Source organism: Lysobacter sp. Soil_N_23, assembly GCF_057656135.1.
On the sequence record NZ_JBDGKY010000001.1, the window covers coordinates 49,860 to 73,078 of the forward strand.

General features: G+C 67.6%; 21 protein-coding genes. 12 read left to right on the forward strand and 9 right to left on the reverse strand.

The features are described 5' to 3' along the window. Positions 1–6: 6 nt before the first annotated feature. From AC3A3X_RS00235 to AC3A3X_RS00250, 4 genes are all read left to right on the forward strand, one after another. Positions 7–225, forward strand: a complete 219-nt coding sequence (locus AC3A3X_RS00235; protein WP_487581057.1) for a hypothetical protein — start codon at positions 7–9, stop codon at positions 223–225. After that, the gene (locus AC3A3X_RS00240) at positions 222–1,049 is read left to right on the forward strand and encodes a 4Fe-4S dicluster domain-containing protein (protein WP_487581058.1); all 828 of its coding nucleotides are present in this window, start codon (positions 222–224) and stop codon (positions 1,047–1,049) included. The genes AC3A3X_RS00235 and AC3A3X_RS00240 overlap by 4 nt, the downstream gene beginning before the upstream one ends. Positions 1,050–1,076: 27 nt before the next feature. Continuing rightward, positions 1,077–2,069, forward strand: a complete 993-nt coding sequence (locus AC3A3X_RS00245) for a dimethyl sulfoxide reductase anchor subunit family protein (RefSeq protein WP_487581059.1) — start codon at positions 1,077–1,079, stop codon at positions 2,067–2,069. A gap of 97 nt (positions 2,070–2,166) precedes the next feature. Next, positions 2,167–2,820 carry a DUF481 domain-containing protein gene (locus tag AC3A3X_RS00250; RefSeq protein WP_487581060.1) on the forward strand — a complete coding sequence of 218 codons (654 nt, stop codon included), beginning with the start codon at positions 2,167–2,169 and terminating at the stop codon, positions 2,818–2,820. 37 nt (positions 2,821–2,857) lie between these two features. On the opposite strand, the gene hemC is transcribed toward AC3A3X_RS00250, so the two are convergent. Next, a complete protein-coding gene (gene hemC, locus AC3A3X_RS00255) occupies positions 2,858–3,772 on the reverse strand; it encodes a hydroxymethylbilane synthase (protein WP_487581061.1) in 915 nt (304 codons plus the stop codon). 175 nt (positions 3,773–3,947) lie between these two features. Here hemC and AC3A3X_RS00260 point away from each other — a divergent pair, with 175 nt between their 5' ends. Beyond that, on the forward strand, positions 3,948–4,886 hold the full coding sequence (locus AC3A3X_RS00260; protein WP_487581062.1) for a helix-turn-helix transcriptional regulator: 939 nt from the start codon (positions 3,948–3,950) through the stop codon (positions 4,884–4,886). A 72-nt stretch (positions 4,887–4,958) separates the two neighbouring features. Further along, a complete protein-coding gene (locus AC3A3X_RS00265) occupies positions 4,959–7,865 on the forward strand; it encodes a TonB-dependent receptor plug domain-containing protein (RefSeq protein WP_487581063.1) in 2,907 nt (968 codons plus the stop codon). 92 nt (positions 7,866–7,957) lie between these two features. On the opposite strand, the gene AC3A3X_RS00270 is transcribed toward AC3A3X_RS00265, so the two are convergent. Both AC3A3X_RS00270 and AC3A3X_RS00275 read right to left on the reverse strand, forming a co-directional pair. Then, a complete protein-coding gene (locus tag AC3A3X_RS00270) occupies positions 7,958–8,695 on the reverse strand; it encodes a LytR/AlgR family response regulator transcription factor (RefSeq protein ID WP_487581064.1) in 738 nt (245 codons plus the stop codon). Positions 8,696–8,795: 100 nt separating this feature from the next. Continuing rightward, entirely contained in the window at positions 8,796–9,494 is a 699-nt protein-coding gene (locus tag AC3A3X_RS00275) for an alpha/beta hydrolase (protein ID WP_487581339.1), read from the reverse strand. Between the two features lie 104 nt (positions 9,495–9,598). On the opposite strand from AC3A3X_RS00275, the gene AC3A3X_RS00280 reads away from it, so the two are divergent. From AC3A3X_RS00280 to AC3A3X_RS00295, 4 genes are read left to right on the forward strand one after another with little or no spacing between them, the layout of a single operon-like run. Further along, positions 9,599–10,000 (forward strand): hypothetical protein, encoded by a 402-nt coding sequence (locus AC3A3X_RS00280; RefSeq protein WP_487581065.1) that lies wholly within the window; start codon positions 9,599–9,601, stop codon positions 9,998–10,000. Positions 10,001–10,054: 54 nt separating this feature from the next. Then, complete coding sequence (locus AC3A3X_RS00285; RefSeq protein ID WP_487581066.1) at positions 10,055–11,341, forward strand: TolC family protein; 1,287 nt, start codon at positions 10,055–10,057, stop codon at positions 11,339–11,341. Beyond that, positions 11,338–12,597 carry an efflux RND transporter periplasmic adaptor subunit gene (locus AC3A3X_RS00290; protein ID WP_487581067.1) on the forward strand — a complete coding sequence of 420 codons (1,260 nt, stop codon included), beginning with the start codon at positions 11,338–11,340 and terminating at the stop codon, positions 12,595–12,597. The genes AC3A3X_RS00285 and AC3A3X_RS00290 overlap by 4 nt, the downstream gene beginning before the upstream one ends. A 10-nt stretch (positions 12,598–12,607) precedes the next feature. Then, entirely contained in the window at positions 12,608–15,766 is a 3,159-nt protein-coding gene (locus AC3A3X_RS00295; RefSeq protein ID WP_487581068.1) for an efflux RND transporter permease subunit, read from the forward strand. A 99-nt stretch (positions 15,767–15,865) separates the two neighbouring features. Here the strand turns inward: AC3A3X_RS00295 and AC3A3X_RS00300 are convergent, their stop codons facing one another. From AC3A3X_RS00300 to AC3A3X_RS00310, 3 genes are read right to left on the reverse strand one after another with little or no spacing between them, the layout of a single operon-like run. Continuing rightward, positions 15,866–16,441, reverse strand: coding sequence for a hypothetical protein (locus AC3A3X_RS00300; RefSeq protein WP_487581069.1), 576 nt, complete (start codon positions 16,439–16,441; stop codon positions 15,866–15,868). 10 nt (positions 16,442–16,451) lie between these two features. Continuing rightward, positions 16,452–18,617: a xanthine dehydrogenase family protein molybdopterin-binding subunit gene (locus AC3A3X_RS00305; RefSeq protein WP_487581070.1), complete on the reverse strand. Its 2,166-nt coding sequence runs from the start codon at positions 18,615–18,617 to the stop codon at positions 16,452–16,454. Positions 18,618–18,664: 47 nt separating this feature from the next. Then, positions 18,665–19,120, reverse strand: coding sequence for a (2Fe-2S)-binding protein (locus tag AC3A3X_RS00310; protein ID WP_487581071.1), 456 nt, complete (start codon positions 19,118–19,120; stop codon positions 18,665–18,667). 115 nt (positions 19,121–19,235) lie between these two features. Between AC3A3X_RS00310 and AC3A3X_RS00315 the strand changes: the two genes are divergently transcribed. Next, a complete protein-coding gene (locus tag AC3A3X_RS00315; RefSeq protein ID WP_487581072.1) occupies positions 19,236–20,216 on the forward strand; it encodes an XdhC family protein in 981 nt (326 codons plus the stop codon). After that, positions 20,213–20,824, forward strand: a complete 612-nt coding sequence (locus tag AC3A3X_RS00320) for a nucleotidyltransferase family protein (RefSeq protein ID WP_487581073.1) — start codon at positions 20,213–20,215, stop codon at positions 20,822–20,824. Before AC3A3X_RS00315 ends, AC3A3X_RS00320 begins: the two co-directional genes overlap by 4 nt. A gap of 118 nt (positions 20,825–20,942) precedes the next feature. Here the strand turns inward: AC3A3X_RS00320 and AC3A3X_RS00325 are convergent, their stop codons facing one another. From AC3A3X_RS00325 to AC3A3X_RS00335, 3 genes are all read right to left on the reverse strand, one after another. Further along, a complete protein-coding gene (locus tag AC3A3X_RS00325) occupies positions 20,943–21,329 on the reverse strand; it encodes an HU family DNA-binding protein (RefSeq protein WP_158732745.1) in 387 nt (128 codons plus the stop codon). Positions 21,330–21,501: 172 nt separating this feature from the next. Then, on the reverse strand, positions 21,502–22,131 hold the full coding sequence (locus AC3A3X_RS00330) for a bifunctional 4-hydroxy-2-oxoglutarate aldolase/2-dehydro-3-deoxy-phosphogluconate aldolase (protein WP_487581074.1): 630 nt from the start codon (positions 22,129–22,131) through the stop codon (positions 21,502–21,504). Continuing rightward, positions 22,118–23,128, reverse strand: a complete 1,011-nt coding sequence (locus AC3A3X_RS00335; protein ID WP_487581075.1) for a sugar kinase — start codon at positions 23,126–23,128, stop codon at positions 22,118–22,120. The genes AC3A3X_RS00330 and AC3A3X_RS00335 overlap by 14 nt, the downstream gene beginning before the upstream one ends. Between the last annotated feature and the right edge of the window lie 91 nt (positions 23,129–23,219).

The window sequence follows — 23,219 nt, forward strand, 5'->3', positions numbered from 1 at the left end:
GCCCCGATGAAAGCATTGCGTCTGATTGCGGGCTGGGCCTGCATCCTGCTCAGTTTCGTGCTGGTCGTCCTGCTCGGCTTTGGCGCGTTCGAACTGCCGTTCATTGCCCCGACCGGATCCACCTCCATGCTGCCCACGCTGATTGGCCTGCTGCCCAGCACGACCTTCTCGATCGCGCTGTTCGCAGTCGGCGTGTGGCTGCTGCTGAAGGACAACACGCGATGACCGGCCTGCCGCCGCCATCGAAGAAGAAGATGGGCCTGGTGATCGACCTCGACACCTGCGTCGGCTGCCATGCCTGCGCGGTGAGCTGCAAGGAATGGAACGCCGGCGGCTTCGCTGCGCCGTTGACCGACGAGCAGCCGTACGGCAAGGATCCGACCGGCGTCTGGTTCAATCGTGTGCACAGCTACGAAGTGGCGGCCGGTTCCCTTCTCCCGCTCGCGGGAGAAGGTGCCCCTCACCCCAACCCCTCTCCCGCAAGCGGGAGTGGGGCTTGTGAAGCGCCGCTGCCGGCCATGACCCTGCACTTCCCGCGCTCGTGCCTGCATTGCGAGCAGCCGGCCTGCGTCACCGTCTGCCCCACCGGCGCCAGCTTCAAGCGCTCCGAGGACGGCATCGTCCTGGTCGACGAGGACAAGTGCATCGGCTGCAAGCTGTGCTCGTGGGCCTGCCCGTACGGCGCGCGCGAGTACAGCCCGGTCGAAGGCGTGATGAAGAAATGCACGCTGTGCATCGATCGCATCTACAACGAGAACCTGGCCGAGGCAGAACGCCAGCCGGCATGCGTGCAGGCCTGCCCGACCCGCGCCCGCCACTTCGGCGACCTCGGCGATCCGGAGTCGAAGGTATCCAAACTGGTGGCCGAGCGCGGCGGTCTGGATCTGCTGCCGCAGTTGGGCTATCAGCCGGTCAACAAGTATCTGCCGCCGCGTCCGCGTCGTGCCGGCGAACCACAGCCGGCGGCGGCGCAGGCCCCGGTCGAATCGCTCGACACGGCTGCGTTGTCGCCGCTGCTGCGATGGGTCGACCGGGTGCTGTCGCGATGAATGCCGGCCGCCTGAAGTGAACTGAGAATGCATCCTGCCCTGTCCGTCATCTTCTTCACCACGCTGTCCGGCGCCGGCTACGGCGTGCTCGCACTGATCGGGGTGATGCTCGTCAGTCCGGGCGCTCAGCTGCGCAACAACGAACCGATGGCGTCGATGCTGCTGCCGCTCGTGTCCGCGCTGCTGCTGGCACTGGCCCTGGTCACGATCGGCCTGCTCAGCTCCACCTTCCACTTGGGCAAGCCGATGCGCGCCTGGCGCGCGTTCTCGCAATGGCGCACTTCGTGGCTGTCGCGCGAGGGCGTGCTGGCCCTGGCCACGTATGTGCCGGCGGTGGCGCTGGTCATCCTGGCGCTGGTGGCCTGGGCCGGCAGCGATTTTGAAGGCAGCACGTTCGCGATGTCGGCGGCCACGCTGGGAATCGTCACGGCTGTGCTGTCGCTGGTCACCGTGGTCTGTACGGCGATGATCTATGCCTCGCTCAAACCGATTCCCGCATGGCAGCACGCGCTGGTCGTTCCGGCGTACCTGGGGTTTGCGGTGCAGGGCGGGCTGGCCATCGTGGGATCGTTGATGGTCCTGCTGCACGGCGCAGGACAGGAGTTGCAGGGGCTCACGCCGATGGCGATGGTGCTCGCAGCCGTCAGCGTCGTCCTGGTGGCGATCAAGATCCGCTACTGGCGTGACATCGACGGCCAGGCGCTGCCAGCCACGCGCGGCGATGCCGTCGGATTGCCGGGGCGCGAGGTCAACGTGTTCGAGCGGCCGCACAGCGAGCAGAACTACCTGACGCGCGAGATGGGCTTCGTCGTGGCACGAAAGCACGCGCACAAGCTGCGCACCATCGCGCTGATCCTGTTCGGACTGGTGCCGGTCATTGCGGCGGTGCTGGTGTGGGCGTTTCCCGCCACCGGTGCGGTGGCGATGCCGCTGGCAGCGCTGTCCGTGCTGCTCGGCGCATTCGTCGAACGCTGGCTGTTCTTTGCCCAGGCGCGGCATCTTGTCACGCTCTATTACTGAACGAATTCAGCACTTTGCGAGCTGCCGGGTGGACCTGTAACCGGTTTCACTGCATCATTCGGTCCCTCCACCACTGCCGCGACCGACCATGCTTGGTGTGCTCGGACTCGCCCTGCTGGGCGGCTCCATCCTCACCCTGCCCTCGCCAGCCTTGAATGGCGACCCGACGCTGATCGCCATCGCGAGCGATCCGGCGCAGATGCGGCTGTACTGTTTTTCCACGCGCTGTGGCGACGAGGAGTGGCAGTTGGCGACTTCGTCGTCGACGCCGACCGTCCCCGCCACGGGTACTCGCGCGAAGTCGGTCCGCCTTCCCGGCAGCCAGCGCTACGCGCAGCTCAGCGCGCCGGCAACGCCACGCGAAAGCCGCGGCAACTACTCCAATGATTTCCGCATCGGCACCCGCTATGGAGTGCAGGCACTGCGCGACGGTCCGACGCAACTGGGCCTGACCCTCGGTGCCGGCTACCGGCTGGCGCCGCTGTACGACGACGGCATCAACCAGGCCGGGCCGGTGCTGCGTGGCGAGCTGAATTTCGGGCAGCGGATCGGTGAGCGGGCGATGTGGACGCAGCGCGTGCAGTTCGAGAGCGGACGCGGCGAGGCCTTCGTCAAGCAGTCGCTGAGCCTGGACGTGGCGCTCTGGCCGAACTGGTCGCTGCAAAGCGACTTCGCGATCCGCCACGACACCCAGAACGGCGGCGGCAGCGAAACCGCCGAGAGCAAGCTGGAATTGCGACGCCGGTTCTGAGCGCCCGTTCGTCCTGAGCAAAGCGAAGTCGGAGGATTCAGCTCGCCGCGATGAACTCGCCGGCACCCTGCTCCAGCAACATCTGCGCGACTTCCAGTCCAAGGCATTCCGGCGCATCGCCGCGACCCTGTGCCTGCGCGCGCACGACGCGGCCGTCGGCTGCCGAGCCGACCAGGCCCGCCAGGTAAAGGTGCTCGCCATCGAGCTGCGCATAGGCCGCCACCGGTACATGGCAGCTGCCATGCAGGGCGCGGTTCATCGCCCGCTCGGCTTCGGCGCACACGCGCGTGCCGCTGTCGTCGAGCAGTGCGCACAACTCGCGGGTGGCGACGTCATCGTCGCGGCATTCGATCGCCACTGCGCCCTGCGCCGGCGCCGGCAACCACTGCGGTGCCTGCAGGCGCGAACGGATGCGATCGTCGAAGCCCAATCGTTGCAGGCCTGCGCAGGCCAGCACGATCGCGTCGTATTCGCCGCCGTCGAGCTTGCCCAGGCGCGTGTTGACGTTGCCGCGCAGGTCGAGCAACTGCAGGTCGGGCCGCAGCGCGCGCAGTTGCGCCTGCCGCCGCAGAGAGGAAGTGCCCACGCGCGCACCCTGCGGCAGCGCGTCGATGTCGGCAAAGTGGTTGCTGACGAAGGCGTCGGCGTAATCGGCACGCTCCAGGATCGCCGGCAGGGCGAAGCCGGGCTCGAGCTCCATCGGCACGTCCTTTAGCGAGTGCACGGCGCAGTCGGCCTCGCCACGCAGCATCGCCAGTTCCAGTTCCTTCAGGAACAGGCCCTTGCCGCCGATCGCCGCCAGCGAACGGTCCAGCACCTCGTCGCCGCGCGTGCTCATCGGCACCAGGGTCACGGTCAGGCCGGGGTGGGCGGCGCGAAGGCGATCGGCTACGTGCTCGCTCTGCCACAGGGCAAGCGGACTTTTGCGGGTGGCGATTCGGAGCGGGGTCATGGCGGCATTATCGCCGGGAATGGGAGCCGATGACGCGGCATCCGGCTGGGCGCGTGCCGGGCCCTCCAAGCCGCCCTGGCGTTCCCATCCATCCCGCTGGATATGGGACTTGTCTTATGTACTTCCTTCATGAGCCGGGCCAGTTTACGAGCTGTGTCGAAAACCGGTCGAAACCATGGAACGCAAGAACTGGGCGGATCGTGAACAACTGCTGCAACTGGGCGGCGCCAGACGCGAGTGGGCGAGGTTCTTTGGCGCAGCGCGCATGGGCAGCATCGAACTTCAGTGCCAGGAGATGTCGATCTGGCTGCAGATGCGCGGCGCGTCCTGGCTGGAATCGAAGGAAGGCAGATTCCGCCTTCTCGCCGGCGACTGGATGATCCTGGCGAAGGACTCGATGCCTGTGTTGCAAGCGGGTCAACAGGGCATCTGCATCGGCCTGACCGTGAGCGAAGAGGCCATCAAGGCGATGGCGCACTTCTCCGATTTCGGCCTGCATGTCGGCCGCGGGCGACTGTCGACCGATGAGGTGGGGTCGTTCGCCCGATCGTGGCGCCGGGCGGTCCGCCGTGCTGACCAAAGTGACGGCCCCCATCGAGTCGACCCGCCGTTGCGATCGATGCTTCTACGCCTTGAGTCGCTTCAGCGCGAACAGAAGGCGGCGCTGCTCTTGTGCCCGGGCAGCGCACTCGCGCGAAAGCGCCAGGTGTTCGATCGCATGCAACGCGCCCACCTGTATCTGGAAGGAAACTGCCATCGCATCGTCCGCATCACCGAACTGGCCGAGCGCACGCAGTTCTCTCCCTGGTACTTCTCCAAGGTCTTCGTCAAGCTGTACCGCAGGACGCCGCAGGAGGCGGCATCCTCATTCCGCCTGGAACATGCAGCGGCATTGCTGACCTCCACGCCGATGACGATCAGTGAGGTCGGCATCGCGAGCGGCTTCGACAACAACTGCAGCTTCGCCCGAAGCTTCCGTGCCCGCTTCGGCATGACGGCAACCGAATTCCGCAACAGCCCGGCTGCGTTCGAACACACTACGCAAACATTCGGAACATCACGTGCACGCCACGTAGCCGTTGGCAGCACGCTGCACCAACACAACGCAGCATGATGGTTTGACTCTCTCCGTCATAACGTTTACCGGCGTTTAACGCCTCAGTAACACTTATCTGGAGAGAGATAAATGAACCATCGCAATCTGCGCACCGCGATGCGCGTCGGCATGCTGCCGGCCGGCATCGCGATCGCATTGACGCCGGCCTTTGCCAGCGCCCAGGAAAACAGCGGCAAGGACGCCACGACACTCGACAAGATCGAAGTCACCGGTTCGCGCATCCGCCAAGTCGACAGCGAAACGGCCGCCCCGGTCCTGACGTTGTCGCGCCAGGACATCGAACAGCAGGGCTTCAGTTCCGTTGCCGACATTCTGCAGAACATCGCTGCAGTGGGATCCCCAGCGATCAGCCGCTCTGACGCGCTGTTGTCGGGCGAATCCGTTGGCGGCCAGTACATCGATATCCGCAACATGGGGGCGGCACGGACTCTGGTCCTTGTCGATGGCAAGCGACTTGGCAGCACGACCAGCGGCCTGCAGGACGTATCGCAGATTCCGACCTCAATGGTCGAACGCATCGAAGTCCTGAAGGATGGCGCATCGACCATCTATGGGTCGGATGCCATTGCCGGTGTGATCAACATCATCACCCGGAAGAACTATGAAGGGGCGCAAGCCAGCGCCTACGTTGGTCAGTATGGCCAAGGCGACGGCGAGCGCCAGATCTACGATTTCGTTATGAGTTTCACCGGCGACCGCGGCTCGTTGACGGCTGGTGTCGAGTACTCCAAGGAGGACCCGGTCTGGGCGCGGGATCGTTGGTTCAGCGAAGTGACGTTCCCGACTGGGGACAAGAGCGAACCGCGGGTCGGCGGCCTGTCTGGCACCAATCAGTTCGGAACGATGATCGATGCAGGTGGCCGCAGCTGGAACCTGATTCGTGACGGACAGGATCGCGATGCCACCAACTTTGCCAATTACCGCAGGCGCAACGCCACGGACGTCAGCAACCCGAATGAACAGATGACGGTTTCTTCGGGAATTGAACGTCGCTCGCTTTTCGTGAACGGCAGCTACAACATCACGGACGACGTCACTTTCGATTCGAGCGTGCTCTACAGCGACCGCGATTCTTTCCAGCAGATTGCGGGATACCCGTATCAGTCCACGCCGGCAGGTGGCGGGTGGCACACTCCGATGTCGGCAGACAGCTACTACAACCCGCTCGGCACCGCGCACAATCCATCGGCACCCCAGGATGTGGAGTTCATCCGCCGTGGCTGGGATGAGCCCCGCGAAACGCACAGCAGCTTGACCACGTTCCGCTACATGGGCGCTCTGAACGGTTCGTTTGAGGTTGGCGAACACTTGTGGGATTGGGATGCTGGTTATCTGTACAACCAGAACGAAGGCACGAAGCTCAGCACTGGCAATCTGAATACGGTCAATGTCGCCAAGGCGGTCGGACCGTCGTTCCTGAACGCACAGGGCGTCGTCCAATGCGGTACACCCGGCAGCTCGATTCCGGTCGGCGCCGGCCCGGGTAATTGCACTCCGTGGAATCCCCTGGTCCCAGCCGGCGTGACTGGTCAGGGCGGACTGGCCGACCCCAATGTGAGGGCGTACCTGTACCAGCCAGGGCAGGCGTTGTCGGAAACGACTTCCAAGACCTATTTCGCCAATCTAAGTGGCTCGCTGTTTGCGCTGCCGGCGGGTGACGTGGGTGTGGCGATCGGCATGGAGCACCGGGCCGAAAGCGGTTCCTTCTCTCCGGATGCCCTGTCGCAGACCGGAATCTCCACCGACCTCGCCGCGGGCCCCACGGGTGGCGCCTACTCACTGGATGAAGTCTATGCAGAGTTGCTGGTGCCGATTCTTGCCGACCTTCCAGGCGCCAAGGAGCTGAGCATTACTCTCGCCAGTCGCTACTCCGACTACAGCACGTTCGGAGACACCACCAACAGCAAGTTCGGCTTTACGTGGAAGCCGATCGACCAGTTGCTGGTTCGTGGCACCTGGTCACAGGGATTCCGCGCCCCCACGATCGCCGACTTGTATGGTGGGACAAGCGACAGTTTCGAAAACTATACGGATCCTTGCGATACCAAGTTCGGACCGGGGGCAGGCAGTGCGGCATGTCGGGCCGATGTGCCCGTTGGCTTCCGTCAGCTCGCAAACACTGCAGACGGCCTCGCTCCGAATCCTGGCTACGCATCCAATCTTCCGTTCAAGTCTGGTTCCAATCCGGGCTTGCTTCCGGAAACGTCGGTATCCAAGACCTTCGGACTGGTTTGGAGCCCGGGCTTCGCCACCGGCCTGAACATGTCGCTGGACTGGTGGAACATCCGGATCGACGACCGCATCACGGATGATACGCCGACCACGATGCTGGAAGACTGCTACCTGCGCGGTATCGCCTCGCGTTGCGAAGGACCGAACACCTTTGCGCGCGACCCGGTTACCGGTGCCATCACGAGGTTGGCGTACGGCGGCCGCAATGCTGGCTATCAGGAGACGGAAGGCTATGATTTCGACCTCCGCTACTCCCTGCAAACCAATGCCTACGGCAAGTTCGGGCTTGACCTGCAGAACACGTACGTCAGCAAGAACGAGCTGAAGACCGATAACACCGACAATGCGCCGAACCAGCAGAACGGCTTTGAAGGCAACTTCCGACTGCGTTCCAACATGCAGTTGTCGTGGGACAAGGGCGATTGGGGTGCCAGCTGGTCGATGCGTTACTACTCCGGCACAAAGGAGAAGTGCTCTTTCGACGACCGCTGCACCGTGCCGGAATACTCGGCTCCCGAGTACAACGGCGAGATCGTTCCGATGAACGAGATGGGCGCCAATACGTTCCATGATGTGCAAGCGCGCTGGACGGCGCCGTGGAATGCAACGGTGTCGATCGGCGTGAACAATGTCTTCGACCATTACGCCGCTCCGGCTTACAGTCAGCCGAACTCGAGCTTCTCGTACTACGGCGGTTTCGATATCGGTCGCTTCACGTACCTCAAGTATCAGCAGCGTTTCTGATCGTCCACAAAGGCGATTCACGCAGTGCGACCACGGCCCCGCGAGGGGCCGTGGTCTTTTACGGGTCAGCTGGCGGAACCTTACGCCAGGCACTACAGATGCTTGAGCGTTTCCTTCAGCCCCGCCACGCAGCGGCGGCTGACTTCCAGCGGCTGCTTGCCATGGCGCAGCACCGCCTGCACGTGGCCGTCGGCGGCCCGGCGCAGTTCGACGATCTCGTGGCGGGCAACCAGGCAGTTGCGGTGGATGCGGACGAAACGTTCGCCGAACTCGTCTTCGAGCGACTTCAGCGATTCCTCGATCAGGTCCTCGCCGCGGGCGTGGTGGACCACCACGTACTTCTCCTCGGCCTGTAGGTAGTGCACGTCCTCGATCGGGATCAGGCGCAGGCTGCCGCGCAGTCGCGCGCACAGGTGGCTGCGGCGCTGCCCGGCGCCGGGACCGGCGGAGGTGGTGGCGCGCTCGCGCCCGGCGGCAAAGGTGCGCACGCGTTCGAGTGCGGCAGCCAGGCGCTCGGCGCGCACCGGCTTGACCAGGTAGTCGATCGCCTCGGCCTCGAAGGCGGACAGTGCATGCGCGTCGTAGGCGGTGCAGAACACCACGGCCGGGCGCGGTTCGAACGCGGCCAGGTGGCGGGCGGCTTCGAGTCCGTCGATGCCCGGCATCGCGATATCCAGCAGTACCAGGTCGGGATGGTGTTCGGCGCAGGCGTGCAGCGCGTGCTGGCCGTCGGCCGCCTCGGCGACGACCTCGACGCCACGCTGCTCGGCCAATAGTCCCCGCAGGCGCTCGCGCGCCAGCGGTTCGTCGTCGGCGATCACTATCCTCATTGGCGCCTCTACCCGGTGGGCATTGCCTCTGGACTGATGGTAGCCCCCGCGAGCGCCCGCTACCAATCGGTCAGCGGCATTTGATCAACAAGGTTGGGACTCAGCCCGCAAATCGCTCAGCCAGCCAGTCACCGAGGGCCTGGATCTCCTCGGCACACACCTGGTGGGCCATCGGGTAGTCGTGCCATTCCAGGGCGAAACCCAGGTCCTTCATGGTCGCCGCGCCCATCTGGCCGACCACCGCCGGCACCACCGGATCGAACTGGCCGTGGGCCATGAACACTGGCTGCGACAAGGCTGCAGGCTTGAGTTTCGTTGCCGCCTGGTGCGGCCCGAGCGGCAGATAGGTCGACAGTCCGGCAATGCCGGCCAGGGGCTGCTCGCGCCCCAGGGCGGAGGCCAGGGCGATCGCGCCGCCCTGGGAAAAGCCGATCAGGACGATGCGCTCGGGCGCGATTCCGCGCGCGACTTCGCGCGCGATCAGGGCCTCGACCTGCGCCACCGACTCGGCCACGCCGGCTTCATCGGCGCGCTTGCCGGCGGCCAGTGCGTCGAAGTCGAAGCTGACGATGTCGTACCAGGCGCGCATGCGCATGCCGTTGTTGATCGTGACCGCCCGCACCGGCGCGTGCGGGAACACGAAGCGCAGCGCCGGCCAGTCGCGGCGCACCAGCTCGGGCACGATCGGGGCGAAGTCATGGCCGTCGGCACCCAGCCCGTGCAGCCACAGCACGGTCCAGGTCGGCGAAGGGGCGGTTTCGTGCTCGACCGTCTCGAGCAGGGGGGCGTTGGAATCCATGCCGGCATTGTCGCCGCTGCGGCGCTGCCCTGCCATGCCCGCCTCCCGGGCCGCCACGCCAGCGAAATTGTGTATCGCCGGGGTCGGCGCGTACCCTTGCCGGCATGTCCGCGTCATCCGCCATCCATGCTGCCGTGCGCCTGCTGATGCTTGGCCTGCTGCTGGCCAGTTTCACGCTGAAGCCGGCGTTGGCATTCGCCGAGGAAGTGCATGAGCTGGTCGCGCATGCGGCGGCCGGCAGCCACGGGCATGGACACGCGTTCGGCGAGCATGCCATCGACGGCCCCGCTGTCGATGACCGCGCGGCCACGCCCGACGACGGCAAGCCCGACCACGACGACGACCACTGGCACCTGACCCATTGCTGCGGCCAGCAGGCAGCCATGCTGCCGCGCATGCAGTTCGACCTTCCGACCGCCGTGTCCGCCTCACCGGTGGCGAGGCTGTCGGTCGCCTTCGCGCCTACGCGCCTGACGGCTCCGTTCCGTCCTCCGATCGCGGTGTGACCTGCCCGGCCCTGGTGCCGGCTGTCCGTCCCCTCTTCTTTCGGAGCTTCTCCCATGTATTCGCGACTCGCGGCCCGCGCCGCGTTGGTCGTCGTGCTTGCTGCGGCCCTGCCCGCACAGGCCGGCGATCGCCTGACCCTGGACGATGCGTTCGCACGCGTCGTCGGCACTGCATCACTGCCTCCACATCCCGAGCTTCGCCTGGGTACCGCGCGTGGCGACGTCCTCGCCGCCGAACTCGAGGTCGCCGCGCAACGGCCGGCCCTGGTGGCCGGTGCCGAACTCGAGAACGTACTGGGCAGCAACAACTACGGCGGCGTCGATCGCGCCGAGCTGACGCTGACGCTGGCCTCGGTGCTGGAACGCGGCGGCAAGCGCGACGCGCGACGCGCCCTGGCGCAAAGCCGCATCGATGCGCTCGGCATCGAGCGCGAGGCCAGTCGCCTGGACCTGCTGGCGGAAACCGCTCGGCGCTACCTCGCCGTCGTCGCCGCCGGCCCGCAGCTGGCAATCGCCGACGATGACATCGCACAGCGGCGCAGGACGGTCAGTGCCGCGCAACGGCGACTGGCTGCCGGCGCCTCGCCGGAGTCGGTCGTGCTGACCGCGCAGGCCGCACTCGCGCGCGCCGAACTCGAACGGCGCCGCACGGCGCAGCAACAAACGGCCGCGCGCCAGCACCTGGCGGCCCTGTGGGGCGAGCGCGAGCCCGACTTCGAGCCTGCCGATGCCAACGTGCTGGCCCTGCCCGACATCGCCGACTTCGACGCGCTCGCACTGTTGCTGCAACGCACGCCGGAACTGGCCCGCTTCGCCGACCAGCGTCGCATCGGCGAAGCGCGCCTGCAGCTGGCACGCGCGCAGGCCACGCCCGACCTCGAATGGCAACTGGGCGTGCGCGGCTTCAAGGAAGACAACGACGTCGCACTGATCGGCGGCCTGTCGCTGCCGCTGGCCAGCGGACGCCGTGCGCAGCCGCAGATCCGCGCCGCGCAGGCCGAACTGGCCGTCACCGAAGTCGAACACGAGGCGCAGGGACTGGCCCTGTACTCGACCCTGGTCGAAGCGCACGGCCGCTACCGCGTCGCCCAGCTGGAAGTGCTGCGCCTGCGCGACGACGTGCTGCCCAAGCTGGCGCGTGCCCAGGCCGCGGCCGAGCGAGCATTCGGCGCCGGTGCGATCAGCTATCTGGAAATCGCGCAGCTGCAATCGGAAACCACCAGCGCACGGCGCGAGCAACTCGATGCCGCGCTGTCGGCACAGCGCGCGCTGATCGAAATCCAGCGACTCACCGGCGAACCCCTCGTCGTTGCCGCCACCGCACAAGGCCAGACCCCATGAACAAGTTCACCAACACCACCGCACTCGCGCTGACGCTGTTGCTGGCCGCCTGTGGCGGCGAGCGTTCCTCCGAGGCCGGGCATGCGCACGACGCCGGCGACGAACACGGCGAGGCCGAAGAAGCACGCAAGGGTGCCCATGGCGGCCGTGTGCTGGAGCAATCGGGCTACCGCGTAGAACTGGCAATCGCCGAAGCCGGCATGCCACCGCGCTACCAGGCCTGGCTATACCGCGGCGACTCGCCGCTACCGGCTACCACCGGTACTGTCGAAGTCCGGCTGCGACGCCTGGACGGTGCCAGCGAGCGCCATGCCCTCACGCCACGGCCGGACGGCAGCCTGGTCGCCACAAGCGTCGTCGAAGAGCCGCATTCGTTCGACGTCGAAGTGCTCGCGACCATCGAAGGCAAGGCGCTGCGCTGGAGTTACCCGAGCTACGAGGGGCGCACCCGCATCGCCGAAGCGACCGCGCGGACGTCGGGCATCCGGGTCGCACCCGCCGCGGCCGGCATGATCACCGACGAGCACGAGGTACAGGGCCTGCTGACTCCGGTCGAAGGGCGCCAGGCCAAGGTAGCAGCGCGTTTCCCCGGCCCGGTGCGCGCACTGCGCGCCAACCTCGGCGATCGCGTCCGCGCCGGCCAGGCGCTGGCGACGATCGAAAGCAACCTCAGCCTGACCACTTACGCCGTCACCTCGCCTATCGACGGCGTCGTACTCGCGCGCAATGCCGCGGTCGGCGACGTGGCCGCGGAAGGTGCGCCGCTGTTCGAGATCGCCGACCTGTCGAAGCTGTGGGTGGACCTGCACATCTTCGGCGCCGACGCCCAGCACATTCGGCCGGGCGTTCCGGTGCGGGTCACCCGCCTGAGCGATGGCGTGAGCGTGGACACGCAGCTCGAACGCGTGCTGCCCAATACCGCCACCGCCAGCCAGAGCACGGTCGCCCGCGCCACCCTCGACAACGCCGACGGCCTGTGGCGTCCGGGTTCGGCGGTGCAGGCGCGCATCACCGTCGCCCAGCAGCCGGCCGCGCTGGTCGTGCCGCTGACGGCGCTGCAGACCTTCCGCGACTGGGACGTGGTGTTCATCCGCGTCGGCGACACCTTCGAGGTGCGTCCGCTCGAGCTGGGTCAGCGCGATGGGCAACGGGTGGAAGTTCTCTCGGGGTTGAAGCCGGGCGACCAGGTCGTGGTCGAACAGAGCTACCTCATCAAGGCGGACATCGAAAAGTCCGGCGCCTCGCACGACCATTGAGGACGCCGACATGCTCGAGAAAATCATCCGCTTCGCCATCGGCCATCGCTGGCTGATGCTCGTGCTCACCCTGGCGCTGGTGCTGCTGGGCGCATGGAGCTTTCGCCAGCTGCCGATCGACGCCACGCCGGACATCACCAACGTCCAGGTGCAGATCAACTCCGAAGCCACCGGCTATTCGCCGCTGGAGTCGGAACAGCGCATCACCTTCCCGATCGAGACGGCGATGGCCGGCCTGCCAGGGCTCGACTACACCCGTTCGCTGTCGCGCTACGGCCTGTCGCAGGTCACGGTGGTGTTCAAGGACGGCACCGACCTGTACTTCGCCCGCCAGCAGGTCGCGGAGCGATTGCAGCAGACGCGCTCGCAGCTGCCACCGGGGATCGAGCCGGAGATGGGGCCGATCGCCACCGGCCTGGGCGAGATCTTCATGTACACCGTCGAGGCCAACCCGGAGGCGCGCAAGCCCGACGGCACGCCCTGGACTTCCACCGACCTGCGCACCTTGCAGGACTGGGTGGTGCGACCGCAGCTGCGCAACACGCCGGGGGTGACCGAGGTCAACACGATCGGCGGTTTTGCCCGGCAGATCCACATCACCCCGGAGCCGGCGCGGATGGTCGCGCTCGGCTTCACCCTGCGCGGCCTCGTCACCGCGGTGGCCGCCAATAACCAGAACATCGGCGCCGGTTACATCGAACGCAACGGCCAGCAGTTCCTGGTGCGGGTGCCGGGCCAGGTGGCCGACCCTGCGGCGATCGGCGAGATCGTGCTGGACCGCCGCGATGGCGTGCCGATCCGCGTGCGCGATGTCGCCAGCGTCGGCGAAGGGCCGGAGTTGCGTAACGGTGCTGCCACCCAGGACAGCCGCGAGGTCGTGCTGGGCACGGTGTTCATGCTGGTCGGCGCCAACAGTCGCGATGTCGCCCAGGCCAGCGCGGCGAGGCTCGAACAGGTCAACGCCAGCCTGCCACCGGGCGTGGTCGCCACCGCCGTCTACGACCGCACCGCGCTGGTCGACCGCACCATCGCCACGGTGGCCAAGAATCTCGCCGAGGGCGCGCTGCTGGTGGTGGTGGTGCTGTTCGTGCTGCTCGGCAACTTCCGCGCGGCGCTGATCACCGCGGCGGTGATTCCGCTGGCGATGCTGTTCACCGTGTGGGGCATGGTCCGCGGTGGCGTGTCGGGCAATCTGATGAGCCTGGGCGCACTCGACTTCGGCCTGATCGTCGACGGCGCGGTGATCATCATCGAGAACTGCCTGCGCCGCTTCGGTGAAATGCAGCAGGCACTGGGCCGCACGCTGGAGAAGGAGGAACGCTTCGAGCTGACCGCCAAGGCCACCGCCGAGGTGATCCGGCCGAGCCTGTTCGGCGTCGGCATCATCACGGCTGTCTACCTGCCGATCTTCGCCCTCACCGGTATCGAGGGAAAGATGTTCCATCCGATGGCGATCACCGTGGTGCTGGCGCTGAGCGGGGCGATGCTGCTGTCGCTGACGTTCGTGCCGGCGGCGATCGCGTTGTTTCTCGGCGGTCGCGTCGAGGAGAAGGAGAACCGGGTGATGCAGTGGTGCAGCCGTCGCTACGCGCCGCTGCTGGCATGGACGCTGCGCCGTCGCGTCTGGGTGTTCGGCGCCGCGGTCACGCTGGTGGTGGGCTGTGGCCTGCTGGCAACGCGGCTTGGCAGCGAGTTCATTCCCAACCTCGACGAAGGCGACCTGACCATCCACGCGCTGCGCATTCCCGGCACCAGCCTGACCCAGGCGGTGGCGATGCAGGCGACGCTGGAGCGCACGCTGGGGGCGCTGCCCGAGGTCGAGCGCGTCTTCAGCAAGATCGGCACGGCCGAAATCGCCAACGACCCGATGCCGCCATCGGTGACCGACACCTTCGTGATGCTCAAGCCGCGCAAGGAATGGCCCGACCCGGGCAAGCCCAAGGCGACGCTGCTGGCCGAGTTCGAGGCGGCGGCGCGCAGCCTGCCCGGCAACAACTACGAGTTCACCCAGCCGATCCAGATGCGCATGAACGAGCTGATCTCGGGCGTGCGCGCCGATGTCGCGGTCAAGGTCTACGGCGACGACCTCGATACGCTGGTCGAGCTCGGCCGGCGCATCGAGGAAGTGGCCAATGCTGTGCCGGGAGCAGCCGACGTCAAGATCGAACAGGCCACCGGCCTGCCGCTGCTGACGGTGGTTCCCGACCGGCAGGCGCTGGTGCGTTACGGCCTCAACCCGGGCGACGTGCAGGCCACGCTGGCCACGGCGGTCGGTGGCGAGGTGGCGGGCCAGCTGTTCGAAGGCGACCGTCGCTTCGACATCGTCGTGCGCCTGCCGGAGCGGTTGCGACAGGACCCGGCCGCGCTGGCAGACCTGCCGATTCCGTTGCCGGGCGATGCCGGCGGTCACGACGAGTCCAGCCTGGTCGGCAGTTGGAGCGCCGGCACGCCACGCACGGTTCCGCTGCGCGAGGTGGCGAAGATCGAAACTGTGCTGGGTCCCAACCAGATCAACCGCGAGAACGGCAAGCGCCGCGTGGTGGTGACGGCGAACGTGCGCGGCCGCGACCTGGGCGGCTTCGTCGGCGAACTGCGCGAGCGCGTCGCCGCGCAGGTGCGGATGCCCAGCGGCTACTGGATCGACTACGGCGGCACGTTCGAGCAGCTGATCTCCGCCAGCCAGCGCCTGTCGGTGGTGGTTCCGGTAACGCTGGCGATCATCTTCGCCCTGCTGTTCTGGTCGCTTGGCTCGGTGCGCGATGCCGCCATCGTCTTCAGCGGCGTGCCGCTGGCGCTGACCGGTGGCGTGGTGGCGCTGGCCCTGCGCGGGATTCCACTGTCGATTTCTGCCGGTGTCGGCTTCATCGCGTTGTCGGGCGTGGCGGTGCTCAACGGCCTGGTGATGATCGCTTTCATCCGCAAGCTGCGCGAACAAGGTGCGGCGCTGGACGTGGCCATCGTCGAGGGTGCGCTCGGCCGGTTGCGGCCGGTGCTGATGACCGCGCTGGTGGCGTCGCTGGGCTTCGTGCCGATGGCGTTCAACCAGGGCGCGGGTGCCGAGGTGCAGCGCCCGCTGGCGACGGTGGTGATCGGCGGGATCGTGTCGTCGACGCTGCTGACGTTGCTGGTGCTGCCGGTGCTGTATCGCTGGCTGCACCGCAGGAGCTGACTCCGGTCCTCCTGGTAGGAGCGAGCTTGCTCGCGAGCGGCGTCGGAAAGGCCGGTCGCGAGCAAGCTCGCTCCTACAAAGGGCGGAGGCGCCGGCGCGTCAGGGGCAGGGTCCGCCCGCGTCGATCCAGGCCTTGAACGCCAGCACGAACTGATCGTGCGGCACCGGCACCGGCGCGCGGTTGCCGCCGGGTGCCCAGCCCCACAGCACCAGCTTGTCCTCGGAGACGTGCTTGAACAGCGCGGCGAAGTCGCGATCGCCGTTGCGCTTGCGGTCCTTGATCATCTCGCACAGTTGCGACGCGGGCAGTCCGATCCACGCCATCTTGTGATCCGGCGGCGGCAGCGACCAGTGCGGTGCACCCGGCGGTGCGTTCGGTCCGTAGCTGGCCGGCAGGTTGGCTTCGCCGTGGCAACTCGCGCACGGCAGGCCCGCTGCGCCCTTGCCATCGGGGCCGCGCACGACGTTCATCATGTGCGGCGCCTGCGCATCGAACTGCAGCGGCTGGTCGCCGGGAATGTGGCAGTTGCTGCAGCGCGGGTGCTGGAACACCTTTTCGATCGTGGCAAAGGCTTCCACGCCGCGAGCCTGTTGCTCCGGGCTCACCTTCTGCGTACAGGCCGTCGCCGCGAGGATCAGCGTCGACGCGTACAGCGATGCGATGGCGACACGCATGGTCGGCTCCTCAGGCTGTCGCTGCGGGGGTGGCTGCCAGGCGCAGCGGCAGCTCGCGCAGGCGCTGTCCGGTCAGGGCGAAAACGGCATTGGCCACCGCCGGTGCGATCGGCGCGGTTCCGGGTTCGCCGGCGCCGCCCATCTTTTCGCTGCTGGCGACGATGTGGGCTTCGATCTTCGGCATCTCGCTCAGCCGCAGCACCTGGTAGTCGTGGTAGTTCGACTCCTGCACGTGGCCGTCCTTGAAGGTCAGCGCGCTGTGCAACGCCGCGCCCAGTCCAAAGGCAATGCCCGATTCCATCTGCGCGCGCACGCCCTCCGGATTCACCGCCAGGCCGCAGTCGATCGCGCACACGACCCGATGCACGCGGATCGCGCCGTTCTCCACCGACACTTCGGCGACCTGCGCCAGATAGCTGCCGAACGATTCGTGCACGGCGACACCGCGCCCGCGCCCCTTGGGCAGCGGCGTTCCCCAGCCGGCCTTCTCCGCGGCCAGGTTCAGCGCGGCCAGGTGGCGCGGGTGGTTCTTGAGCAGGGCGCGGCGGTACTCGACCGGGTCCTTGCCGGCGGCGTGGGCGAGTTCGTCGACCAGGCTTTCCATCACGAAGGCGTTGTAGCTGTGCCCGACCGAGCGCCACCACAGCACCGGAATACCGGTGCGTGGCGAATGCAGTTCGACGCGGTGGTCGGCGATGTCCTTGAGGTACGGCGAATCGGCGACGCCCTCGACCGAGGTCGCGTCGATGCCGTTCTTGACCATCACCGACTCGAATGGCGTGCCGGCGAGGATCGACTGGCCGACCAGCACGTGGTGCCAGGCGATCGGCATGCCCTGCGCGTCCAGGCCGATGCGCGCGTGCTGCAGGTACATCGGGCGGTAATAGCCGCCGCGTACGTCATCCTCGCGCGTCCAGACGGTCTTCACCGGCGCGCCGGCGGCCTTGGCCACCTGCACCGCCTCGCTGACGAAGTCGGAGGTGGGTGTCGCGCGCCGGCCGAAGCCGCCGCCGAGGAAGGTGGTGTGGATCTGCACCTGCTCGGGCTTGAGGCCAGTGATCTTCGCCGCGACCTGCTGGTCGATGGTCTGGAACTGGGTGCCGGTCCAGATCTCGCAGCCGTCGTCGTCGATCTTGACGGTGCAATTGAGCGGTTCCATCGGCGCGTGCGCCAGGTAGGGCACGTTGTACTCGGCTTCCAGCGTTTTTGCCGCCTTGGCGAACCCACCCTTGGCGTCGCCGGCGCTGCTGGCTACGATGCCGGCGCTGGCGGCCAGTGCACGGAACTGTTCGCGCATGGCAGCGCTGTCGAGCGCGGCATTCGGGCCGAGGTCCCAGTCGATGCGCAGTGCGTCGCGGCCGAGCTTTGCCGCCCAGAAATGATCGGCCACCACCGCCACGCCGGACGGAACCTGCACCACGTTGCGCACGCCGGGAACCGCCTTGGCGGCGGTGGCGTCGAATGATTTCACCGTCCCGCCAAACACCGGCGCGCGCGCAACCAGCGCCGTCAGCAGGCCATCGAACTGCACGTCCATGCCGAACTGCGCACGGCCGGTGATCTTCTCCGGCGTGTCCAGGCGCTTGGTCGGATGGCCGATCAGTTTCCAGTCCTTGGCGTCCTTGAGTGCCACCTGCGCCGGTACCGGCAACTGCGAAGCCGCCTGCGCCAGTTCACCGTAACGGGCGCGCTGGTCACCGGCGATGGCCACGCCGTTCTCGGTGCGGACCTGATCGACCGGCACGCCGAAGCGCTGCGCGGCCGCGGCGACCAGCAGCGCGCGGGCGGTGGCGCCGGCCTGGCGGTAGCGGTCGAACTCGGACCACGTCGACGTCGATCCGCCGGTCATCTGCATGCCGAAGGCGGTGTGGGCATAGACCGGTGCCGCCGGTGCGTGCTCGACCTTGACCTTGGACCAGTCGGCGTCGAGATCCTCGGCGATCAGCATCGCCAGGCCCGTCCAGATGCCCTGGCCCATTTCCGAATGCGCGACCAGCACGGTCACGCTGTCGTCGCTGCCCACGCGCAGGAAGGCATTGGGCGCGAAGGCGGATACCGCGCCCGCCTCGGCCTGGGCCATGGCGAAGCGGCTTGCGCCGGGAATGACAAAGGCCACCACCAGGCCCGCACCTGCGGCGGCACCGGCCTTCAGGAATCGGCGACGGGATGCTTGCATCGCGGCGTTCATGGGATCTCCGTGAAGCGTTGCTTGCGCTTGCTCGGTCAGGCCTTGTCCAGTTCGGCGGCGCGATGCACCGCGGCGCGGATGCGCTGGTAGGTGCCGCAGCGGCAGATGTTCCCGGAAAGGGCCTGGTCGATGTCGGTATCGGTAGGCGCCGGCACCTTCGCCAGCAGCGCCGCGGCCGACATGATCTGGCCGGACTGGCAGTAACCGCACTGGACCACGTCGAGCTCGGCCCAGGCCTGCTGCACCGGATGCGAGCCGTCCTTCGACAGGCCTTCGATGGTGGTGATCTGCTTGCCCGCGACGCTCGCGACCGGGGTCACGCAGGCCCGTCGCGGCGCGCCGTCGACGTGCACCGTGCAGGCGCCGCACTGGGCGATGCCGCAGCCGAACTTGGTGCCGGTGAGGTGAAGCAGATCGCGCAGCACCCACAGCAGCGGCATGTCGGCCGGTGCGGTGATCTCGTGCTCGCTGCCGTTGACTAGCAACTTCATGGCGATTCCCTTGCGGCGGCTGGGGACTCGGCGAGCCTAGCACCGCGCGTGCTTGGGCTGCGTGCACGCCGGGCGATCACGGCACGACGCCCAGTGGAGGCCCTAGACTCGCGCCATGGACCTCTTCCTGCCCGGCGCCACCCGTGGCGTGCTCGAAGCCGCTGCCCACGCGATCGCACACGCCGAGCCGGCCGCGCTTGCGCTGGTGCTGGAAACGTCCGGGTCGACCTACGTCCATGCCGGGGCACTGGCGCTGTTCGGCAGCGAAGGCCGCCAGGTCGGCTGGCTCAGCGGCGGATGCCTGGAGCCGGAGATCGCGCTGCGCGCCGAGGAGGCAGTGCGCACGCAGGCGATCCAGTGGCTGGAAATCGACACGCGCAACGATGAAGACCTGCTCTCCGGCTCCGCCGTGGGCTGCCGTGGCCGCTTGCGCATCGCCCTGCTTCCGCTGGCGCCGCTGGCGCCATGGCCGGCACTGATCACCGCATGGCGCGCGCGGCAGGGCCCACTCGATGTCACCCTGGAGCCTGGCGGCACTGTCAACGCGGGTATCGGCACGCAACAGGGCGTTTACCGTTTCCAGGCCGCCAGCGTGCCGTGGCCGGATCCGCCGCCGGCATGGACGCTCAGCATCGCGCGCCCGCCGGCGGTGCTGCTGCTGGGCGCCGGTCCGGAAACACCGCTGCTGCTGCCCATGTTGCGCCTGCTCGGCATCACCACCACGCTGGTGGAGCGCCGTCCGCGCTGGCTGCCCATCGGCGACGATGCCGACGTCGCCATCGCCCGGTCGCCGGCGCAGGTGCTGCCGGCCGCCGACGGTCAGTTCGACGCGGCGCTGGTGATGCACCACCATTTCGAGCTCGATCGCGAAGCATTGGCGGCGCTGGCAGACAGCACGATCCGTTTCGTCGGCCTGCTCGGTCCGGTGCGGCGTCGCGAAGACCTGTTCCGCGTCCTGCCCGCCGCCGTTCGCGAGGCGTTGCTGCCGCGCCTGCACTCGCCGGTCGGGCTCGCGCTCGGCGGCAGCGGACCGGAAGCGATCGCGCTGAGCATCGCCGCGCAGTTGCAGAACCATTTGCATGGGGGCCGTGCGTGAGCAAGGCGGCTTCGACGCATGCCGCGGTGGTGCTCGCCGCAGGCGGCAGCCGCCGACTCGGACGTCCCAAGCAGTTGCTGTGCCGCGATGGCGAGACCCTGGTCCATCGCGTCCTGCGCCTGGCCGCTGCAACGCATCCGCAACGCCTGCTATTGGTGACGGGCGCCGATGCGATGCGGATCGCCGAGGCCGGCGCCGGCTTCGACGCCGAACGCATCGTCAACAACGACTGGTCGCAGGGGCTGTCGAGCAGCCTGCAATGCGCCACATCGGCGCTGGCGGGGTTCGAAGGCAAGGTGCTGGTGCTTGGCTGCGACCAGCCCGCGCTCGGGATCCATCATCTGCAGGCGCTGCTGGACGGCGCCAGCCAATCCGCTTCGGGCTGCGCGGCGACCGCCCATGACGATGCTGCCGGTATCCCGGCGCTGGTCACGATGGCGCTGCTGATGGAGGCGTCGGCGCGGCTTCAGGGCGACCGCGGACTGGGTGCGCAACTGACGGCGATGGCCGGGTCGGTGTGGCGGCTGGACGCGCCGGAACTGCGGCTGGACATCGATCGCGAAGACGATGTGGTTGCGGCGGTGGCGCTGGGGCTGCTCGACCGCTGAGGGCAGGTCGCTTCGCAAACGGGCGTTGTGCCCGCAGACAGCAGATCCACGGCCGCATGCGCATCGGCCGGAGCGGATGCGGTGTGCCTGCGCACACCGCATCCAGGAATCACGCAGCTTAGGCCGCGGCGTCCTTGAGCTTCTTCAGCGGACGGACCTTGACCTTGACCGAAGCCGGCTTGGCGGCAAACCAGACTTCTTCCTTGGTGAACGGGTTGATGCCCTTGCGCTTCGGCTTGGCCGCAACGCTGACGGCGGTGATCTTCAGCAGGCCCGGCAGGGTGAACGCACCCGCGCCCTTCTTGCTGACCGAGCCGTGCACGGCACCTTCCAGAGCAGCCAGGACAGCACGCACGTCCTTGGCAGCGACGCCCGCGGCCTCGGCGATGTGCGCAACCAGGCCCGACTTGGTCAGCGCTTCCTTGATCGGCTTCGGTGCAGCCGGCTTGGCGGCGGCGGCCTTCTTCGGCGCGGCCTTCTTTGCCACTTTCTTCGTCTTCGCCATATGTGTCTCGTAATACTCGATTAGTTGATGGGTGCCCGGATTTCCCCGCTAGGCAAGCGGAATGTAGGGCAAGGCAAGTGCGCCGCCAAGTGGTATGAGGCGAAAAAATGCGGGAAATTGCTACTTTCTTCGCCAACGAGCGCCACAGTGGGCCACTTTGGCCGTTTGTCGGTCAGACAATCGACAGTGCAGCGGCCTCGCGCGCCAGGGTTTCGATGCGTTCCCAGTCGCCTTGCGCCAGTGCATCGGCCGGTGTCAGCCATGAGCCGCCCAGGCACGCGACATTGGGCTGGCGCAGGTATTCGGGCGCGCGTGCGGCGTCGATGCCGCCGGTCGGACAGAAGCGGACCTGGGCAAATGGCCCGCGCCAGGCCGCCAGCAAACCCAGTGCATTGATCGCCTGCGCGGGGAACAGCTTGAGCAGGTCGAAGCCGGCGGCCGCCATCACCTCGCTGCCGGTGGCAACGCCCGGCAGGTAGGCCATCGATTCCTCGCGGGCGGCGGCCAGCAGTTGCGGCGAGGATCCGGGTGACACCGCGAACGATGCGCCGGCGCGCTGCACCTGGCGCATCTGGGTGGCATCGAGCACGGTGCCGGCGCCGACCTTCATTCCCGGCACGTGCGCGGCGACCGCGGCGATCGCGTCGAGCGCCACCGGCGTGCGCAGCGTCACTTCGATCGCATCGATGCCACCGCGCAGCAGCGCCTGCGCCACCGCCACGGCTTCATCGACGCTGCCGGGGGTGTAGACCGGGATGATGCGACTGCCGCGCAGCAGCGCCAGGGCGTCAACGACGGACATGGAAGCCGGCCTGTGCGGTGAACGCCTCGACGTCTTCGCGCGAGACCAGGTTGAAGTCACCCGGCAGCGAGTGCTTCAGGCAGGCCGCACCCAGACCGAAATGGAGCAACTCGGGCGCTGCCATGCCGGTGATCAGGCCGTGCAGGACGCCGGCGGCAAAGGCGTCGCCGGTGCCGATGCGGTCGACGATCGCCTCCAGCTCGTAGGCCGGCGCGCGATGGCGCGCGCCGTCGCGACCGACCATCACCGCCGACAGCGTGTGGTGGTCGACGCTGTGCTGGCTGCGCAAGGTGCAGGCGAGCCATTGCAGATGCTCGAATGCGCCGAAGGCATGCGCAGCCGCCTCGGCTACCGCATCCTCGCCTTCGGCGGCGCTGCGCTTGCCGAGCACTACTTCTATATCGCGATGGTCGGCGAACACCAGGTCTGCCTCGGCGAAGATGCGGCGCAGGATCGCGGCGGCGTCGCCGTTCCAGGCCTGCCAGAGCTTGCCGCGGAAGTTGCCGTCGAACGACACCTTGAGCCCGCGCCGGCGCGCGGCCTGCGCGGCGGCGATGGTCGCCTCGGCGGTGGCGGCGCCCAGCGCCGGACTCACGCCGGACAGGTGCAACCAGCTGGCGCCGTCGAGCAGCGTGTCCCAGTCGTAGTCGGTGGATCGCACGAATGCCGAATCGGCGCGGTCGTAAAGCACTTCGCTCGGTCGCTGCATCGCGCCGTGGGACAGGAAGTACAGCCCCATCCGTCCGGGCGCCGTGCGCACATGGCGCGTGTCGACCCCGTGCCGGCGCAGTTCGCCGATCGCCGCCTCGCCCAATGCGTTGTCGGCCACGGTGCTGACCACCGCCGCGTCATGGCCCAGCCGCGCCAGCGATACGGCGACATTGGCCTCGGCCCCACCGATGTGGACCTCCAGGCCCGGCGACTGCAGCAGACGCTCGCGCACCGGCGCCGACAGGCGCAGCAGCAGTTCCCCAAAACACACGATCCGTTGACTCACGCCCTGCTCCCGAAGGATGGAATTGCCCCTATTGAACCCCGTTGCCGTGCCTTCCGTGAGGCCGGCAACCCCCTTATGGCGCACCGCAGCA

Bases quoted from the DNA above. Each gene is read 5' to 3' on its own strand.
- AC3A3X_RS00315 (WP_487581072.1), top strand. From the start codon at position 19,236: ATGGACCTCTTCCTGCCCGGCGCCACCCGTGGCGTGCTCGAAGCCGCT.
- AC3A3X_RS00295 (WP_487581068.1), top strand. From the start codon at position 12,608: ATGCTCGAGAAAATCATCCGCTTCGCCATCGGCCATCGCTGGCTGATG.
- AC3A3X_RS00260 (WP_487581062.1), top strand. From the start codon at position 3,948: ATGGAACGCAAGAACTGGGCGGATCGTGAACAACTGCTGCAACTGGGC.
- AC3A3X_RS00245 (WP_487581059.1), top strand. From the start codon at position 1,077: ATGCATCCTGCCCTGTCCGTCATCTTCTTCACCACGCTGTCCGGCGCC.
- AC3A3X_RS00310 (WP_487581071.1), bottom strand. From the start codon at position 19,120: ATGAAGTTGCTAGTCAACGGCAGCGAGCACGAGATCACCGCACCGGCC.
- AC3A3X_RS00305 (WP_487581070.1), bottom strand. From the start codon at position 18,617: ATGCAAGCATCCCGTCGCCGATTCCTGAAGGCCGGTGCCGCCGCAGGT.
- AC3A3X_RS00325 (WP_158732745.1), bottom strand. From the start codon at position 21,329: ATGGCGAAGACGAAGAAAGTGGCAAAGAAGGCCGCGCCGAAGAAGGCC.
- AC3A3X_RS00280 (WP_487581065.1), top strand. From the start codon at position 9,599: ATGTCCGCGTCATCCGCCATCCATGCTGCCGTGCGCCTGCTGATGCTT.
- AC3A3X_RS00235 (WP_487581057.1), top strand. From the start codon at position 7: ATGAAAGCATTGCGTCTGATTGCGGGCTGGGCCTGCATCCTGCTCAGT.
- AC3A3X_RS00330 (WP_487581074.1), bottom strand. From the start codon at position 22,131: ATGTCCGTCGTTGACGCCCTGGCGCTGCTGCGCGGCAGTCGCATCATC.
- AC3A3X_RS00275 (WP_487581339.1), bottom strand. From the start codon at position 9,494: ATGGATTCCAACGCCCCCCTGCTCGAGACGGTCGAGCACGAAACCGCC.
- AC3A3X_RS00240 (WP_487581058.1), top strand. From the start codon at position 222: ATGACCGGCCTGCCGCCGCCATCGAAGAAGAAGATGGGCCTGGTGATC.
- AC3A3X_RS00290 (WP_487581067.1), top strand. From the start codon at position 11,338: ATGAACAAGTTCACCAACACCACCGCACTCGCGCTGACGCTGTTGCTG.
- hemC (WP_487581061.1), bottom strand. From the start codon at position 3,772: ATGACCCCGCTCCGAATCGCCACCCGCAAAAGTCCGCTTGCCCTGTGG.
- AC3A3X_RS00300 (WP_487581069.1), bottom strand. From the start codon at position 16,441: ATGCGTGTCGCCATCGCATCGCTGTACGCGTCGACGCTGATCCTCGCG.
- AC3A3X_RS00285 (WP_487581066.1), top strand. From the start codon at position 10,055: ATGTATTCGCGACTCGCGGCCCGCGCCGCGTTGGTCGTCGTGCTTGCT.
- AC3A3X_RS00270 (WP_487581064.1), bottom strand. From the start codon at position 8,695: ATGAGGATAGTGATCGCCGACGACGAACCGCTGGCGCGCGAGCGCCTG.
- AC3A3X_RS00265 (WP_487581063.1), top strand. From the start codon at position 4,959: ATGAACCATCGCAATCTGCGCACCGCGATGCGCGTCGGCATGCTGCCG.